The organism is Streptomyces sp. NPDC096136, assembly GCF_044763325.1.
Lineage (GTDB): Bacteria > Actinomycetota > Actinomycetes > Streptomycetales > Streptomycetaceae > Streptomyces.
In genome coordinates this window covers 79,114-95,077 of sequence record NZ_JBIWFZ010000004.1, presented here as the reverse complement: position 1 = coordinate 95,077, position 15,964 = coordinate 79,114, and the positions used below count along the sequence as shown (strand labels likewise).

The following is a 15,964-nucleotide window of genomic DNA, read 5'->3' as shown; positions in this document are numbered from 1 at the left end:
CCTAGCAGTCGGGGCTGTTGCGTAGGATCCCCTCGATACCGCCGGGTGATCTTGAGGGATGGTTGATGCGACCGCTGCGTGTGATGGACCTCTTCGCAGGCTGCGGGGGGTTCAGTGAAGGGTTCCGCTCGTTCTCCGCTGTGGGGCACGCCCGCGAGCACGCGTTCACTACCGTTGCGGCTGTGGAATACGCCCCTGCGGCAGCAGCTACCTTCCAGGCCAACCACGTGGGCGCCAATGTGATGTGCCTCGACATAGAGAAGTTCGACGCGTACGACTTCGAGGGTGGCGTCGACGTCATCACGGGTGGGCCGCCCTGCCAGGGTTTCTCGGGCCTCGGAAAGGAGGATCATTTTGATCCGCGTAACGCCCTCTGGGAGCAGTACGCCAGGATTGTGAGTCAGGTGCGCCCGAAGGCCTTCGTCCTGGAGAACGTCGACCGATTCTTTAGATCCATTGAGCATGAGCGACTCCTGGAGGCTGTTCGGCCGGGAAATCATCTCGCTGACTATACCCTGGCCGAGGGAATTCTGAATGCGGCGGACTACGGAGTTCCGCAGGCGCGCCGACGCGCTATTGTGATCGGAACGCATCGTTCGGCTGGGAAAGCGATTGCGCTCCCCGCTCCGACGCACGCGAAAGATCCGGACCGATCCGACAGTCTGCCTCTATTTGATGCGGAGCCCCCACTCCTGCCTTGGGTTCCAGTCGACCCAGTCTTCGAGAAGTCTGCGGCACTTGAGATACGTGGAACGCATCTCCCTGAGGGCCGCGAAGTCGAAAAAATCGCGGGGCCGTACTCCACACGAGAGCTGCATATTGGGCGCAGTCCCACGGCTCTCTCTCTGGCTCGATACCAGGCCATCCCGCCAGGAGGTAACCGGAAGAACCTCCGCGATAAGGAGGCTGAGGTCGATGGCAGGCTTATGTACCTCAGTACAGAGAACTGGGACAGACATCATCATGGCTCAGGGGATGTGATGGGGCGCCTGCGTTTGGGGCAGCCGTCTGTCACAATCCGCACCGAATTCTATAAGCCTGAGAAGGGCCGCTACCTTCACCCAGTGGAGCACCGCCCCATCACACACTATGAGGCCGCACTCATCCAGGGATTCCCTGAGGATTATCTTTGGCGTGGGACGAAAATTGAGATCGCGCGACAGATTGGCAACGCGGTACCTGTGGGGCTGGCGCGTGCCGTGGCCGGCGTCCTCCATCAGCGGCTCGCTACCTGAGCCTGGAGGGTTGCGTGGCCCAAGCGGAGCGTTTCTCCTGATTGGTGAAGTCGTGGGTTGATCGGGCCGCGGTCTGGGCAGTTCGAATCGTGTAGCTAATCACAGTCAGTGGCCAGGTCGGGGAGGCGCGGGGGGGCACATGTTCGGGACCCCCGTCGTTTAACCGCCGCTCCCCCACCTGATCCGGCGCGTGACGCGGTGTTGCCGACGACAGTGTGGCGTACGTCGAGAATCGAAAGCTAGATGACCTCTTGCTGGCCTTGGTGAGGTTGGTCGAGTTGCTGCTCCCGCTTCCTCTGCTCAACTCGCATATTCTCTACATTGTTTGCGAAGAGCTCTAGGTTCGCAGCCTCTTCCTGGACGTAAGGCGCGATTCCTAGATCAAGCGCGGTGACATGCTGTTCGATGTTATCCGCCGTCTGCTGCAAGTTGAAGGCGCGCTCGCGAGGTTTGAAATATCCGTTAGCGGCGGTGATTACCGTAATGGTGAAGCCCAGCGCGATCAGGACCCCTTTGCCCGGCTGTGGGGGGTCGTACCAGGCGGTGATCGCGGTAACGCCGGCCGAGCTGAAGAAGAGCAGCCATTGCATCCAAAGGTGTACACGGCGATAATGGCGGGATTCTCGCCGCAGCCGTTCCACCTCCGCAGGGGTTCTCTCCTTGTATGATGCTTGACGCTCCACGGGTGAGGGAGTAAGCCGCCTGGCTTCCAGGATCCGGCGTTCCTCCGCAAGTTCCAGGTCGAGGCGGAGCTGAGAAACCGACTTCCCTTCGTCCTCCCACTCCCAGAATTCATTGCTGAACTCAACGGCGAACTGAAGTGCGGTGGCAGCAGCCAGAATCGCTGACACTGCAAGGAACGCCACGTTGGCGGACCCGGGCATGTCCTGGCCTAACCAAAACAGATTCTTTGTGGCGATCCATGAAATGAGTGCAGAAATGAGCATCAGAGGGGTTCCGTAGAGCCCAAGGACCTGAATGCGTCGATTTCTAATGCGCCGCTGCAAGTCGGCGACGTCGCGGCGGTATTCAATCAGCTCGTTGGTCCTGGAGTTGGGCATGGGTCGCGTACCACCTCCGGCGTGATTGCAGACAATGCGCTGATGGCGTAGCTCTTCATCTGCTTCGATCTTTCGCCTCTGAGGCGACGTGGTGCAAGTTCGAGGCGAGTCTGCCAGCTGTGGACACTGAGCGTGTCAGCTTTCGTCACATTCCCGGCTGTGCCTACCTAGGGATATCGGCTCCCGTGGTGCCGTTGACGAACAGCACCGCTCCCAACTCCCATCCCGTCTGCCGTCGACCCACACGTATGTGGAGCGGGCGCGGTGTCGTGGCTGCTCGGCTTGTCCTGGGCGGACGGCAGACGGGATGGGAGTTCCCCCGCCTCAGCCCCCTTCGACCGGCACTCACGAGCGGCGCCCCCGCCATCCTGGTGCTTGTTGCGCCCCCGCCCGAAGGCATGTCGGTAAGAGTGGGATCCTGCGGCCCGTATGGGCTCGACTCATGCCTTGGGCCTATCCCGCCGTAGGGGCGGGCGCCGCCGCAGCGCGCGCGGAGCGGCCCGAAGGCAGGAGCGGCGCGCGGAGCGGAGCCGGGAAGCCCGCCCGGCGGAGCGGGCGCAGCAGGGTGCTTGATGAGGTAGAGAAACCTGTAACAGCTGACCGAGGCAGCCACAGACGGGCAGGAGGGCCTCGGTAGACGACTTTCGACGTGCGAAGCTGGGGAGGTCAACTGTCGCCACCGAGTCCCAGGAGAATGAAGCCGCGTGCCGCAGGCCAGTCCGCGAGGAACCTACCTGCTCATCTCGGAGGCGCTGCGAGCGAGGATCGCCGAGGGTGCCTACGCCGACGGCCTTCCGTCTGAGGCCGAGATCGGACGTGAGTTCGGAGTGGCCCGTACGACCGTGCGTCGGGCCCTGCGCACCCTGGAGGAGTCCGGGGACGTCGCCACCGTCGCAGGAGTGGGACGGCAGGTCCCTGGGGGCACCCGGCAGGCCCCTTACGAGCGGATCATGGCCGACCTGCTGCGCCAGATCCAGGAGGGAGCCCTCCCCGCCGGCTCCCGTCTGCCCAGCGAGGCTGAGCTTGCAGCGACCTACGACGCTGCCCGCGGCACCGTCCGCCGGGCGGTCCGAGAACTGGAGACAGCCGGTCACGTCAGGGCTCAGCAGGGAGCGGGGAGATTCGTCAGCCCTACCCCCTAAGCCGCGAGACTCCCTGAGGCGGGGTCGGGGGATCGCCGTCGTTCGCGGACGTTGCCGTCACGTACTGCCGTCAGGCCGCAAGCAGTCGAACCCCGTCGTGTGACCGGACGTGCGGCGCCGAGCCATCCAGCGCGTCCGCCACGCGAACGGCGAACACTTCCTTCATGGACTGCTCCACCTCGTCGGGCGTCAGCCAGCGGACCGCCGTCGATTCCTCGGACAGCTGCTCCACCCCTCCGACCGGCCGGCATCGGAAGACCAGGGCGATCACCCCGAGCGTGAGGTTCTTGTAGACCCCAGTGAGCCGCTCCACCTCGACGGCGATCCCCGTTTCCTCGGCGACCTCGCGCAATACGCCCTCCTCCGGCCGCTCATCCCGTTCGAGGATGCCGCCCGGCGGCTCCCAAGCGCCGTTGTCGGCGCGCTGGATCACGAGTACGCGCCCGTCCTCCCGGACGACGATTCCGGCAACCGAGACGGAGTGCAGCGGTCTCTCAGCGGTAGCGTTGGTCATATACATGAGTCTAGGAGAATCAGCAGAGTATGCCTCTATCGCCAGCACGTGACGCAGGTCGCCCGCGCTACCTCCAGATCGCAGACGACCTCAGCCAGCAGATTCAGGAAGCCCTCCGGGACCCTCAGGCCAAGCTCCGCCCCGGAGAGAAGGTGCCGAGTGAGTCCGAGCTCATGGAGCGCTACTCGGTCGCACAGGGGACCGTCCGCAAGGCGATGACCGAGCTCCGGGTTCGCGGTCTGATTGAGACGCATCACGGTCGCGGCAGCTTCGTGCGCAAGGCCCCGCCGGTGCAGCGGAAGTCCAGTGACCGCTTCCGCCGCTCGCACAGGAAGGCCGGCAAGGCCGCCTATCTGGCCGAAGCCGAGCAGTCGGGGGCGAAGCCCAGCGTCCGCGTCCTTTTCGTAGGTCAGACCGAGGCCCCGGCCGAGGTCGCCGCCCGGCTTGGACTGGACCCTGGCGCCAAGGTGCTCGCGCGTCGTCGCCTGTACTACACCGACGGCATCCCCACCGAGGAGGCGACGTCGTACCTCCCGTGGGACCTCGCCGAAAGCATCCCGCTCCTCAGGGAGGAGAACCCGGGGCCGGGCGGGATCTACGCCCGCATCGAGGAGCGCGGGGACCTGCTGGTGGAGTTCCGGGAAACCGTGCGGGTTCGTCTCGCCACCAAGGAGGAGCAGGGTTCGCTGAGTCTGAGCCCGGGGGCGCCTGTCATCCACCTCATGAGGGACGCTCAAATCGAGACAGGTCGTGTGGTTGAGGTCTGCGACACCCTCATGAGCGCTGACCAGTTCGTTCTGGAGTACCGGATCCCCGCCGGAGACTGACGACCTACCACATTCAAGTCAGCCCGCAGCCCGACTTGCTGCCGGACGAGTTGACTCCTCTACATGAGTACAGCACTCTCTTACTCGTAACTCCTGCACAGGAGTGCATGACTGTAGGAGATCTGGATGGCCCTTCTTTGGGCTGTCCAGGTGCAGAGGGCGGGGACGCTGCAATCCCGCTAAAGGCCAGGTAGGACGCAAAGGGCTTCGGCCCGACTGGCGAGGTGGCCCGGCGACCGCGAGCAACGGCCGGAGAGTGGGGACTCGGTCCCCCTTGCAGTGCTTCTACAGCCGCCGCCATAGGAGGTCATCGTGATCCGCTTAAGACTCTGGGCCCGTTCGTGCTGGACCGGTACGTACGGATAGCCCTCCGCGTCACCCGCCGCCATCAATCACACCGGGATCCCCGGTCGGCGGCCTACCCCCGCAGCCCTACCCGGCTGCGGCCGACTGCCTCCCTCGCCCGTCCGCCGCTCAGGCGGTGTACGGGCGGGGTGGTGGGGAGCCGGAGAGTCCTGCCCCGGAAGGGGTTCGAGATGGACAAGAAGCTCGCCGCCGCAATCAAGCGTGACAACGCGCTGGAGGACGCCGGATCAGAGCTGGGCCGCCGACTGCGCGGACCAGCCGTTCCACACCCAGCCGAGCGCGATGCACTACCCGCGTCCGGCCTGATCTTCCGCCCCCAACGGCGTGCGGCCCCGGTGCTCGAACACCGGGGCCGCTGTGAGCCGTCCACCTGCTAGGGAGAACACGACTCATGAAGCACATCGCCGCACTTCAGAAGCTCGTCACCTCGTGGTCCGACGGCCTGGAGCCGTCGGACGCGGAGCTGGACGCGATCGAGACCGAGATGCCGCTGGTCCTGGCCGAGGTCGAGCTGCTGGACGCGCTGATCGCCCAGCTCGACCGGACGCCGAACGACTTCGACGCCCGCAGGATCCGCCGGGCCCGCAACCGCGTACTGGACGCCCGCCGGGACCTCGCCAACCGCGCCGCCGACCTGACGGTTTCGGGGGACGCGGCATGAACAAGCAGATCTTCCGCGCGCAGCTGTCGCTGCGCTGCTGCGGCACCACCACCCCGGACGTGACGGCCGGCCCGTGCTGGCAGCTGTACGTGGCCAGGACGGGTCTGGTCTGCGAGTGGCCCACCTACACGTGGCCGCCGTCGGCGGAGATCCCGACGCTCGCCGAGCGGGCCGCGGCGCTGGCGGACCTCGGGTTCGCGCCGGCCGAGGACATCGAGGACGTCGAGGGTGCCGGGTGGGAGTGGATGGAGATCGCCAGCCCGGAGTACCACCCGCACCCGGTGCGGGTCCTGCTCCTGGGCGCGGTCAAGGTCCGGCTGTTGGACGGCGGTGCGGCATGACGTACAGCGCCCGCCTGGCCAACTCCTGCTTTGGGGAGTGGGAGATCTACATCGTCACCGACGGCCCCGCCCACAACTGGCCGGCGTGCGACTTCCGCCGCACGCAGCCGATCCCGACGCTCGCCGAGCGGACCGCCGCTCTGGCCGACCTCGGATTCGGGGCGGCCGACGGGGCCATGTGGGAGTGGATCGAGATGGACAACGGCGACACCGGCGACGTCGCCCTCCTCGCCGCGTTCGACGTCCGCCCCATTGCCCAGGGGCCGGAGCGGTGACGGCGCGGCCGCCGTTGGAGCAGATCGCGGCCCTCGAGGCCATGCTGTCGAAGCTGACGAAGGTCCTGGTGGCCGTCGCGTTCGTGGCGCTGGTCTTCACCGCCTCGAACGTGACGCTCTTCGCCATCGACCACCACGTCTCCCCGTGGATCGCCTGGCTCCTCGACCCCATGGTCGCCGTCGCGCTTGGCACCGTCCTCATCTTCGACGGGCGCCTCTCCGAGTACGGCCTCTACCCGTCCGGGTGGGCCACCGCCCTGCGCTGGTTCACCGGCCTGGGCACTTGGGTGATGAACTGCTGGACGTCGCTCTGGCCGGCGGGTTCCACCTTCGGGATCCCCCGCGAGGTGGACCCGGCCGGGCTCGTCCTCCACTCCGTCCCCCCGGTCCTCCTGATCGTCCTCGCCGAAGCGATCAACCACTACCGGCACCAGATCCTCGCCAAGACCGCCGCCCTTCGGGCCCTAGTGGACGGCGCGGTGGACGAGGTGGACACCGCCCCCGTCCCCTCCCCTTCCACCCCCGCGTTCACCCCGGCGGTGATGGAGGCCCCGGCGGAGCCCGCACTCGGGCCGCAGCAACGGAAGCCGCTGGTCATCTGCGGTGACCGGCAGGTGTTCCACCCGCACGTCCCCCGCCTGTCCACCCCCGTCCCCCGGGCGGAGCTGGAGCCGGTGCGCCTGTCGGCGGAGGAGGCCGCGAACGTGATCCGCGCTTGCTGGACGCAGGGCAAATCCCTCCCTGAGGCGGCCCGGCTTTCCACCCGTTCCACCTCCTACGTCCACAAGATCTACCAGCGCCTCGCCGAGACCCGCGAGGCCCTGCCCGCCGGGGTGGGTGGATGACCACCCTGCCCGTCTACCGGTGGCGCCTGGCCCCCGATGGCCTGGCCACCCGCCGACAGCTCCGCGCCGCCGGGCTCCGGCCCGGCGGCCAGGAAGTCGTCGCCCAACTGGAACGGCCCCCGCCGCCGGCGGGGGCCGCTGGTCGCCTACCTCTACCGGCTCGACCTCGCCAAGCCCGTCCGGCCCATGACTCCGGCCCGGCGGGCGGCCCTGGCCAAAGCCAACGCCGCCCGGCGTCTTTGCCCGGCCTGTGGGCGGGATGCCGGGTACGTGATCCCGGCCTCGCTCGGCATGTGCGTCCCCTGCGCGGACGCCCCGCGCCTCGCCGCCTGAACACCCCACCTCTTCAAGGAGTTCCAGTGACCTCCACGACCTCTACCGCCACGTCCCACATCCCGACCGCCGCCCAGGGCTCCCACATGTGGGTGCTGACCCTGGAGATGCCCGGCCGGGGGATGAGCACGCAGTACGGGACGTGGACGCCGCCCGCCGGCGCCACCCGCTACGACGTGTTCATCGTGCTCCGGGACCACATCGTGGCCCAGCAGCCGCAGATGGCCTCCGCCAACTGCGTCTTCTTCAGCCTGGAGCCCAACCAGCTCTGACCAGTGTCTTTGGAGGTTCGGTGTTCTTCACCAAGACCCGGCACGCTCCGGGCGTCATCACAATCCCCCGCCAGCGCGGTACCGGCCGGGGTCGTCAGCCGCTGATCGTCGTCGTCGAGCAGCCCCCGCCGTCGCTGTCGGCCCGTGCGGGCCGGGCGGCCGGCCGGTGGGTCTGGCGCCACCGCCGCCACTGGGCCCCCACCGGCCTCGCCGTCGCCGCGTGGCTGGCCGCTGGGATCGCGCACCTGATCGCCCCGGCCGCCGCGTCGTGGCTGTCCCCGCTCCTGCTGGCCCCGGCCGGCGTGTGGGCGTGGGCCCGTCTGCGGCGCCGGACCACGTTCCGCAGCACGCAGCTGTGGCGGGCCGCGCTCGCCGCCCTGGGCACCGCCCTGATCGGATGGCTCCTCGCCGCCGTCCTCGTCGGTCCCGCCCGCCCGGCCCTGGCGCTGGCCTGGCTGCTGCTGACCGGGCTGGTGCAGGCGCTCTGGCTCCTGCTCCGCCCTTCCAACTCCGCCTCGTCCACCGTCTCTGGTGAGGAGAGCAGCCGATGACCACTCCCCCTCAGCCCGGCTACCGCCCGACCGCCGGGATGCCTCCCGGCTGGACCGGCGGCACCTTCGGGCCCCCGCCCCCGCGCCGCCAGCAGCAGCCCCGCAGCGCGCCGAAGAACGGGGCGAGCGGGGCGCAGGCCAAGTCGAAGGTCAACAACAAGAGCTTCGCGCCGGGAATCACGTTCAACGTCACGACCGGCTCCCACAACACCACCGGAGGCGGGCAGGGCCGGGGCGGCGGGAACGGCGGCCGGTCGGTCGAGTCGCTGCTCCCGCCGCCGGAGTTCACCTCGCCGGCACAGATCAGGGACTACTGCAACAGCCTGCGGGCGGCGGCGGTGTCGCTGTCCATCGAGGTCGCGATGGGCGCCGAGATCCTCAAGGGGATCCTGGCGACGGTCCCGGACCCGGAGGGCCGTATCGGCGCCTCCCGGATGCGGGCCGCCCGCGTGTCCCGCAAGCTCGCCCGCAGCGCGGACGCGCTGCGGGACGCGGCGAAGAACGCCGCCAGCACGTACGCGATGTTCCAGCGCGAGTACGAGGAAGAGATCGGCCGCGTCCGCCACCGGGCCCGGCGTCCGCAGGCCCCGCGCATGGACTGGGCCCAGCAGTAACAGGGGAGGGATCGTGATGGTCGAGAACCACGTTGAGCAGCAGTACGAGGTCCAGCTCCAGGGCGGATCGGACGCGGCCGGTGTCGGCGGCTACCTCCTGCACCGGGCCAAGCCCCACATCCCGCCGTGGCTGTGCGCCGGCGGCGTCGGCGCGGCCGGCGTCCTCGGGAATCTCGCCTGGGCCAACAGCGCGGCGGCGGGGGTCGGGCTGACGCTCGCCTCGATCGCCCTGTCCGGGGTGACCTGGTGGGCGGGCAAGTCCACGTCGGCTCAGCGCAGGCTGCACTCGGCCATCACGGTTGCCGGCGGCTCCGCGTGGGTTACCGCCGCCGCCCTCGCCGGGCCCACCGCCGGGCCGCTCGGCGACCTCTACCTGATGGGGGCGCCGGCGTTGGCCCTGTCGTGGAACATCCGCTCGGTGCTGCGCCGCAACACCGACGGGGCCGCGGCCGGTTCGGACAGCGGCCTGCTGGAGAAGATCGGCCTGGCCAAGGCGCAGATCGGCCGGACGACGGTGGAGCCGAACCGGGTCACGGCGAAGGTGGCGTTGGAGCCGGGCGAGCAGACCAACGAGGACGTCTCCAAGAGCCTGGCCCGCCTGGCCTCGGCCCTGGACCTGCCCACCTCCGCCGTCCGCTACATGCCCTCGCCCGACTCGGCCCGGCGGGGTGAGCTGGTCATCGTCCCGGAGGACATGCTGGCCCAGCCCATGGACTGGCAGGGCCCTTCCAATCTGGGCGGGTCGATCGCCGATCCGCTGGTCATCGGCCGCTACGACGACGGCGCCCCGCTGATGCTGTGGCTGCCCGGAGACCCGGAGATCAAGCGCAACAGCACGCACCTGCTGATCGCGGGCGGGACCGGCTCCGGCAAGGGTGAGACCGCCCTGAACGTCATGCTGGAGATCCTCTCCCGCCGCGACGTGTTGCTGTGGCTGTCGGACCCGAAGATGTTCCAGGACTTCCGCCCGCTCCTGCCCGGCCTGGACTGGTCCGCCGAGGGCGGCACCTCCACCGAGGTCATGGTCGAAGCGATCCGCGCGGTCATCCCCGCCCGTACTCGCTGGCTCGGCGAGCACGGCTACCGCCAGTGGATCCCCGAAGCGGCAGGACGGCAGAGCAGCCGGGAGCACACCTGCCGCCCCGACGGCCGCCCCTGCGGCTGCCCCGGGATGCCGTTCGTCGTGGCGTGGGCGGAGGAGGCCGCGAACACCCTCCGCGCGATGGGCGACGACGCGTTCACCGGCATCGCCCAGGAAGCCCGCTCGGCCGGCGTCTCCCTGATCGTCTCCCTCCAGCGGCCCTCCTACGACCAGATGTCCACCTCCACCCGAGCCTCGCTCCCGTCGGTGGTCGCGCTGGGCTGCGACCCCCGCGACGAGGGGTTCTCCCTGCCGGATTCGGTGCTGGACGCAGGCGCCCACCCGGGCGCGTGGGGCAACCGCAAGCCCGGCTACTGCTACGTCGTCTCCCCGGGCATCCCCGAGGACCGCTACCCCTCCCCGGCCCGCACCTTCGCCGTCCCCCACACCGTCACCGACGAGATGGCCGCGCTGGCCGAGTGGGCCCAGCACCACGGCGCGGCCGCCGACCCCATTACCGCGGGCGCCGCGCGTTCGGTCGCCGGGAACGCCTACACCGGCCGCCCCGCCCCCGGCCAGACCACCACCCCGGCCCCGCTCCGGCAGGTGCCGGGTGGGCACGACGAGGAGGACGAGATGCAGGAAGCGGAATACACCGGGCCCCTCGTGGACCCCGAGGACGACGGCATCGACCCCGAGGCCGAACTCCCCGCTGGCGACCCCGGGGACGACACCCCGCTGTGGGAGTCGCCCGGCTACAAGCCGTCCCCGGAGGAGGCCCGCGAACTCCTCGCGCACGCCCTCGCCGAGTTCGAGCACGCCGGACAGATGGTCGTCGGTCCGAAGGACTTCACCGACTGGTGCGACCGCCACAACCTCTCCCGCCCGTGGGTCTCCGCCCGCCTCAAGGAAGCGGCCGCCGCCGGCCGTCTCGCCCCGACCACGGCCGCCGGCCGGTGGCGGATCGTGCCGGTCCCGGTCGCGGCCTGACACCTGACACCCCCTGACACCGTCAGGGCCCCGTGACACCCAAACCCTTAGGCAGACCCGCTGTCAGAAACCCGTGACACCGGGCCCTGACACTGCCTGACACCCGCGCCTGACACCTCACCCACGGGCCCGCGCCACCACCGCGCGGGCCCGCCCCTCTTCCCCGGAGGCAGTCATGCATCACCCCACCCAGCCCGCCCACACCCCGGTCCCGCTCCACTACGGGGACGCGCTCATCCACCCGCCCGCCATCCCCGGACCCCGGGCCCTGCCCGCCGAGATACCGCCCGGGATCCAGCTCGTCACCCTCCCCGACGGGACCCGCACCCTCGCCTACGCGCCCCTGCCCGAGCCGCTCCCGGCCCAGGGGATCCCGAGGTGGGCGAAGACCACCGCGCTGCTGACTCCGGCCATCGGCGGGGGCATCGCCGCCGCCGGAATCGGAATCTCCTACGCGGCCCCGGGACTGGCCGCCCTCAGCCACGCCCTGTGGGCCGTCGTCGCCCTCGTCGCCACCGGCGCCGCCGTCACCCTCGCCCGCCCCCGGCGCGCTGCGGCCCGGCCGACCACCCACATCACCCAGCACATCACCGCCACCGGCTGGTTCGGCAAGGCCACCGGCACCATCCACCACCGCTGAGGAGAAGCCCATGCTCCGACTCCGCATCCACCGCGCCAGCTGGCCCCGCCCGGCTCTGATCCTGATGGACACCCCCCGCCCGGCCTGCCCGGACTGCCGGGGCGAGGGCGGCCACAACCACGACTACGGCGATTACGACACCGGCGAGTACGCCGGCACCGAATGGGAGCCCTGCACCTGCTGGGACGAGAACCGCCGCTGGACCCTCCTCCCGCTCCCGCGCCTGCCCCGGCGCCCCCGCAGCAGCCCCGACCCGTGGGGCGGCTACAGCGACGAGCCCCCGTTCTGATGGACGCGGTCCCGCTCCTGGACTGGGGCGACAGCAGCCACTTCGACGCCCGGACCACCCGACCGTGCTGCCTGTGCGGCAAGCCCACCCCGATGCGCTCCCACGCCGACGAAGCGGTCCACAAGGTGTGCGCGGAAGAGTGGAACACCGCCCACCCGGACGAGCCCCGCCGCTACACCCCGCCCGCCCCGGGCCGAGAGCAGCACGACGTCGGCACCTGGCGCTTCCACAACGACGGCCCCACCGTCGAGACCTTGCGGCGCCCGGCCGCCGTCGCCCGCCGCTCCCCTCAGCGCCCCGCCGCTCCTCGGGCCGGGGACCAGGACGGCCTGTTCGCCGCCTGAACAGCACGAAAGAGGGCGGCCCCCGTCTCGGCGAAGTCCGGGGCCGCCCTCATCCAGCACGCCAACAACGACTGGAGGCATCCAGCATGACCCACACCACCCCCATCCGGCGAGGCCGCACGCTGCGGCTCCTGGACGCGTTCTGCTGCCAGGGCGGCGCCGGCATGGGCTACCACCGCGCCGGATTCGACGTGACCGGCGTCGACAAGGACGCCCAGACCCGCTACCCCCTCGGCTTCCACCAGGACGACGCCATCGACTTCATCGCCAAGTTCGGCGCCGGATTCGACTTCATCCACGCCTCGCCGCCCTGCCAGCGCTACTCCCGGGCGCAGAAGATCCGGGGCCGCCAGCACCCGGACCTGATCGGCCCGGTCCGCGAGGCGCTGGAGGCCACCGGCCGGCCGTGGGTCATCGAGAACGTGGTCGAGGCCGCCCCGGAGCTGCGGAACCCGGTGGTGATGTGCGCGGCCGTGTTCGGGATGCGCACCTACCGCCACCGCCTCTTCGAGACCGGCGGCGGCTTCACCCTCACCCCTCCCGCCCACCAGCCGCACACCGCGCCGCTGACCAAGATGGGCCGCCCGCTGCGGGAGGGCGACTGGTACCACGCCGTGGGCAACTTCTCGGGCGTTCCGTACGTCCGGGCCGACATGGGCGTGCCGTGGATGGACCGGGACGGGATCCGCGAGTGCATCCCCCCGGCCTACGCCGAGCACATCGGCCGCCAGGCCCTCGCCCACCTGACCGCCGGGGCGGTCGCCGCATGAGCACCGCCACCGGGCACCTGCGTACCGCGCTCCAGCTCGCCACGTCGGGCCTCCCCGTCATGCCCCTGCGCCGGGGCAAGATTCCCGTCGGCAACTGCCCGGCATGCGCGGGCTCCTTCTGCGGGGACCGGCCCCACATGAAGGCCGCCGGCCCTTGCCAGTGCCCTGCCCCCTGCCACGGCTGGGCCGCCGCCACGACCGATCCGGCCGTCCTCACCTCCCCGGCCTGGGCCCGGGCCTGGCGGCACGCCGAAGCTGTCGCCTACCACCCCGGCGGCGCCGGGCTCACCGTCGTTGACCTCGACACCCCGGACGCGGTCGCGTGGGCCCGCCAGGCCCTCCCTGCAACCATGACCGTGGCCACCACGCGGGGCGAGCACTGGATCTACCAGGGCGCCATGCGGTCCGTGAACGGCGTCCGCGAGGGCGTCGACCTGAAGTCCACGATGTCCTACGCCCGGTGGCGCGGCCTCGGCATCAGCCCCATGGCGCCCCTGCCGGACACCATCCGCGCGCTGGCCGTCAAGAACTCCGCTCCGGCCCGGCCCGTGCTGTCCGCCGCCGTGCCCGCATTGGCTGGGGGTGGGGAGTGCCGTCACCGCTCGCCCGCCTACCTGGAACGCGGCATCACCATGGCCGAACAGCGCATCACCACCGCCACCAGCGCGATCCACCACACGGTCTACCGGACGTTCCTCGCGGTCCTCTCCACGCACGGCCGGTGCGGCTGCCTGACCGAGGCACACGTCGAGCGGCTCTTCACCGCCGCGCAGGCCAAGGGCGAGTCGCTGCGGCACTGCACCACGGCCTGGACGAACGCCCGCACCGCGCTGGGGATGTGACCGTGACCGACGAGGACAAGACCCCGGCCCGTCAGATCATCACCGGTTACGCCCAGGCCCACTTCCGGTACTTCCGCACCACCGAAGGCACCGTCTACGCGCAGCGCAACGGTCACCCCGTCGCCCGGCCCATCCGCTCCCAGGGCACGACCGGCAGCCACCGCCAGGAACTCATGGTCGGCCTCTACAACGACGGGCACGCCTCCTTCAACGGCTCCGCCCTCAGGGAGGCGTTGGACTTGATCGAGGCACTCGCGCTCAGCGAGGACGTCCAGGCCACCCACATCCGAGTGGCTCCGGGGTTCGACGGTGCGACCTGGCTCGACCTGGGCCGCGACGACGGCCGATCGGTCCGCATCCACCCCAACGGCTGGGAGATCCTCACCCCGGACCCGCGAGAGGTGTGCTGGCGGCGTACCCAGCTCACCGGGGAACTCCCCCTCCCCGAGAAGGACACCGAGGGCAAGGGCATCGACCGGCTGCTCAGGCTGTGCAACTTCGCCAACGCCGAGAGCGAATGCCTGGCCGTCGCGTGGCTGATCGGCTGCCTGGAGCCGTCCGTGCCCGTCCCCGCCCCGTTCCTCACCGGCCCCCAGGGCGCCGGCAAGTCCACCGGCGGCCGGATGCTGGTGCGGATCATCGAGGGCATGACCGGTGACCTGCGCCGGGCCCCGAAGGATGAGGAGAACCTGATCACGGCCGTGGCCGCCGGATGGGTCACCGCCCTGGACAACCTCTCCCACCTGCCCCCGGACCTCTCCGACCTGATGTGCTGCATCGTCACCGGCGCCGAGAGCATCAAGCGAGCCCTGTTCAGCGACGGAGACGTCTACCGCTCCCGCTACCGCCGCCCCCTCCTGCTGACCGGCATCGACGTGGGCGTCATCCGACCCGACCTCGCCGAACGCCTCCTGCCCCTACGGCTGGAGCGGCCCAAGGTGCGGCGGACCGAGGCAGAGCTGTGGGCGGACTACGCGCAGGCACTGCCCGTCATCCTCGGCTCCCTCCTCGACCTCGCCGTCAAGGTGCGGGCCACCGAAGCCGACATCCCCACCGACCTGCGCATGGCCGACTTCGCCCACCTCTGCGCACAGCTCGACGCGACCACCGGCTTCGGAGCGCTGAACGCCTACCGGGCCAGCCTCGACGACCTCAACGACGACGTCATCGAAGGAGACCTCCTCGCCCAGACCGTCCTCAAGCACGCCGCCGGCATCGACCCCGGCGCCGAGATCCGCATGACCTCCGCCGAGTGGCTGCACACCCTCACCCAGCTCTACACCGGCGAGGACTTCCGCCCCCTGCCCAAGGGCTGGCCCACCACCGGCAAGGTCCTCTCCGACCGCCTCAAGCGACTCCAGCCCACCCTCGCCGCCCGCGGCGTCCTCATCGACTGGGGCCGCACCAAGACCGCCCGCTACATCGAACTGACCCGCCCCGGCGCCCCGCCGCCGGAACAGCCGGACCCGATGTTCTGACCGGCCGCGCCACGGCGGGACCGGCACAAGCAAGAGGAGCACCCGCCCCCGGCGGGGCGTGCTCCTCTTGCAGTTCCGGCGGAACGCCGGCCCAAGGAACGTGCCGCGCAGCGGCTCCGCATTCGCGCTCTAAGCCGCGCACAACAACAGACACACCCCCCTCTTTTTTCCTAAGAGAAGAGACGCTGCGTCACCCGCGTCACCACCACCCCGCATACCGCACGTGACCTGCGCATACGTGGGTGACGCAGACGGCCCACGGCTGCGTCATCCCGCGTCACCTGCGTCACCGTCCTACGTCACCCGATGACGCGGTGACGCAGGACGGTGACGCACGCCCGCACCCCACGTCACCGAAAAGCGCAGGTCAGAGGGTCGAGTGACGCGAATGACGCGGTGACGCAGAAATCCCAGGCTCGGACAGGTGCAGCCCCGAAAGGACTCGCAATTCGGCCCTGAGGACCCCAGTCGAATCGAGGGATCACCCTGAACA

At 70.0% G+C, this 15,964-nt stretch carries 19 protein-coding genes and 1 pseudogene; 18 read left to right on the top strand and 2 right to left on the bottom strand.

Translation table 11 applies throughout. From position 1 onward, the window contains the following. Positions 1–83 precede the first annotated feature (83 nt). Positions 84–1,235 (top strand): DNA cytosine methyltransferase, encoded by a 1,152-nt coding sequence (locus tag ACIRBY_RS09655; RefSeq protein ID WP_403898522.1) that lies wholly within the window; start codon positions 84–86, stop codon positions 1,233–1,235. Positions 1,236–1,474: 239 nt separating this feature from the next. On the opposite strand, the gene ACIRBY_RS09650 is transcribed toward ACIRBY_RS09655, so the two are convergent. Beyond that, positions 1,475–2,296 carry an SLATT domain-containing protein gene (locus tag ACIRBY_RS09650; protein WP_403898519.1) on the bottom strand — a complete coding sequence of 274 codons (822 nt, stop codon included), beginning with the start codon at positions 2,294–2,296 and terminating at the stop codon, positions 1,475–1,477. Between the two features lie 704 nt (positions 2,297–3,000). Here ACIRBY_RS09650 and ACIRBY_RS09645 point away from each other — a divergent pair. Further along, positions 3,001–3,438 carry a GntR family transcriptional regulator gene (locus ACIRBY_RS09645; RefSeq protein ID WP_403898517.1) on the top strand — a complete coding sequence of 146 codons (438 nt, stop codon included), beginning with the start codon at positions 3,001–3,003 and terminating at the stop codon, positions 3,436–3,438. Between the two features lie 70 nt (positions 3,439–3,508). Here the strand turns inward: ACIRBY_RS09645 and ACIRBY_RS09640 are convergent, their stop codons facing one another. After that, positions 3,509–3,952: an NUDIX domain-containing protein gene (locus ACIRBY_RS09640; protein ID WP_403898514.1), complete on the bottom strand. Its 444-nt coding sequence runs from the start codon at positions 3,950–3,952 to the stop codon at positions 3,509–3,511. A 29-nt stretch (positions 3,953–3,981) separates the two neighbouring features. On the opposite strand from ACIRBY_RS09640, the gene ACIRBY_RS09635 reads away from it, so the two are divergent. The 16 genes and pseudogenes from ACIRBY_RS09635 to ACIRBY_RS09560 all read left to right on the top strand — a co-directional run bounded on the left by ACIRBY_RS09635 (position 3,982) and on the right by ACIRBY_RS09560 (position 15,471). Beyond that, positions 3,982–4,779 (top strand): GntR family transcriptional regulator, encoded by a 798-nt coding sequence (locus tag ACIRBY_RS09635; protein ID WP_403898511.1) that lies wholly within the window; start codon positions 3,982–3,984, stop codon positions 4,777–4,779. A gap of 757 nt (positions 4,780–5,536) precedes the next feature. Beyond that, on the top strand, positions 5,537–5,806 hold the full coding sequence (locus ACIRBY_RS09630) for a DUF6284 family protein (protein WP_403898509.1): 270 nt from the start codon (positions 5,537–5,539) through the stop codon (positions 5,804–5,806). Then, positions 5,803–6,147, top strand: coding sequence for a DUF6303 family protein (locus tag ACIRBY_RS09625; protein ID WP_403898506.1), 345 nt, complete (start codon positions 5,803–5,805; stop codon positions 6,145–6,147). The genes ACIRBY_RS09630 and ACIRBY_RS09625 overlap by 4 nt, the downstream gene beginning before the upstream one ends. Beyond that, on the top strand, positions 6,144–6,422 hold the full coding sequence (locus tag ACIRBY_RS09620) for a DUF6303 family protein (protein WP_403898503.1): 279 nt from the start codon (positions 6,144–6,146) through the stop codon (positions 6,420–6,422). The genes ACIRBY_RS09625 and ACIRBY_RS09620 overlap by 4 nt, the downstream gene beginning before the upstream one ends. Further along, entirely contained in the window at positions 6,419–7,267 is an 849-nt protein-coding gene (locus ACIRBY_RS09615; protein WP_403898500.1) for a hypothetical protein, read from the top strand. The genes ACIRBY_RS09620 and ACIRBY_RS09615 overlap by 4 nt, the downstream gene beginning before the upstream one ends. Beyond that, positions 7,264–7,600: pseudogene (locus tag ACIRBY_RS09610) on the top strand (RRQRL motif-containing zinc-binding protein). The gene ACIRBY_RS09615 and the pseudogene ACIRBY_RS09610 overlap by 4 nt, the downstream one beginning before the upstream one ends. Before the next feature lie 26 nt (positions 7,601–7,626). Next, positions 7,627–7,872: a hypothetical protein gene (locus ACIRBY_RS09605; protein WP_403898498.1), complete on the top strand. Its 246-nt coding sequence runs from the start codon at positions 7,627–7,629 to the stop codon at positions 7,870–7,872. 20 nt (positions 7,873–7,892) lie between these two features. Then, positions 7,893–8,423 carry a hypothetical protein gene (locus tag ACIRBY_RS09600; protein WP_403898496.1) on the top strand — a complete coding sequence of 177 codons (531 nt, stop codon included), beginning with the start codon at positions 7,893–7,895 and terminating at the stop codon, positions 8,421–8,423. After that, positions 8,420–9,037 (top strand): plasmid transfer protein TraA, encoded by a 618-nt coding sequence (traA, locus tag ACIRBY_RS09595; RefSeq protein ID WP_403898493.1) that lies wholly within the window; start codon positions 8,420–8,422, stop codon positions 9,035–9,037. The genes ACIRBY_RS09600 and traA overlap by 4 nt, the downstream gene beginning before the upstream one ends. Before the next feature lie 16 nt (positions 9,038–9,053). Next, positions 9,054–11,108 carry a plasmid transfer protein TraB gene (gene traB, locus ACIRBY_RS09590; protein WP_403898490.1) on the top strand — a complete coding sequence of 685 codons (2,055 nt, stop codon included), beginning with the start codon at positions 9,054–9,056 and terminating at the stop codon, positions 11,106–11,108. A 175-nt stretch (positions 11,109–11,283) separates the two neighbouring features. Then, positions 11,284–11,748 carry a hypothetical protein gene (locus tag ACIRBY_RS09585; protein ID WP_403898488.1) on the top strand — a complete coding sequence of 155 codons (465 nt, stop codon included), beginning with the start codon at positions 11,284–11,286 and terminating at the stop codon, positions 11,746–11,748. A 10-nt stretch (positions 11,749–11,758) separates the two neighbouring features. After that, on the top strand, positions 11,759–12,037 hold the full coding sequence (locus ACIRBY_RS09580) for a hypothetical protein (protein WP_403898485.1): 279 nt from the start codon (positions 11,759–11,761) through the stop codon (positions 12,035–12,037). After that, the gene (locus ACIRBY_RS09575) at positions 12,037–12,381 is read left to right on the top strand and encodes a hypothetical protein (RefSeq protein WP_403898482.1); all 345 of its coding nucleotides are present in this window, start codon (positions 12,037–12,039) and stop codon (positions 12,379–12,381) included. The genes ACIRBY_RS09580 and ACIRBY_RS09575 overlap by 1 nt, the downstream gene beginning before the upstream one ends. A gap of 86 nt (positions 12,382–12,467) precedes the next feature. Then, complete coding sequence (locus ACIRBY_RS09570) at positions 12,468–13,151, top strand: DNA cytosine methyltransferase (protein WP_403898479.1); 684 nt, start codon at positions 12,468–12,470, stop codon at positions 13,149–13,151. Next, positions 13,148–13,993, top strand: a complete 846-nt coding sequence (locus tag ACIRBY_RS09565; protein WP_403898476.1) for a bifunctional DNA primase/polymerase — start codon at positions 13,148–13,150, stop codon at positions 13,991–13,993. The genes ACIRBY_RS09570 and ACIRBY_RS09565 overlap by 4 nt, the downstream gene beginning before the upstream one ends. A gap of 2 nt (positions 13,994–13,995) precedes the next feature. After that, positions 13,996–15,471, top strand: coding sequence for an ATP-binding protein (locus tag ACIRBY_RS09560; protein WP_403898474.1), 1,476 nt, complete (start codon positions 13,996–13,998; stop codon positions 15,469–15,471). The last annotated feature ends 493 nt before the right edge of the window (positions 15,472–15,964 follow it).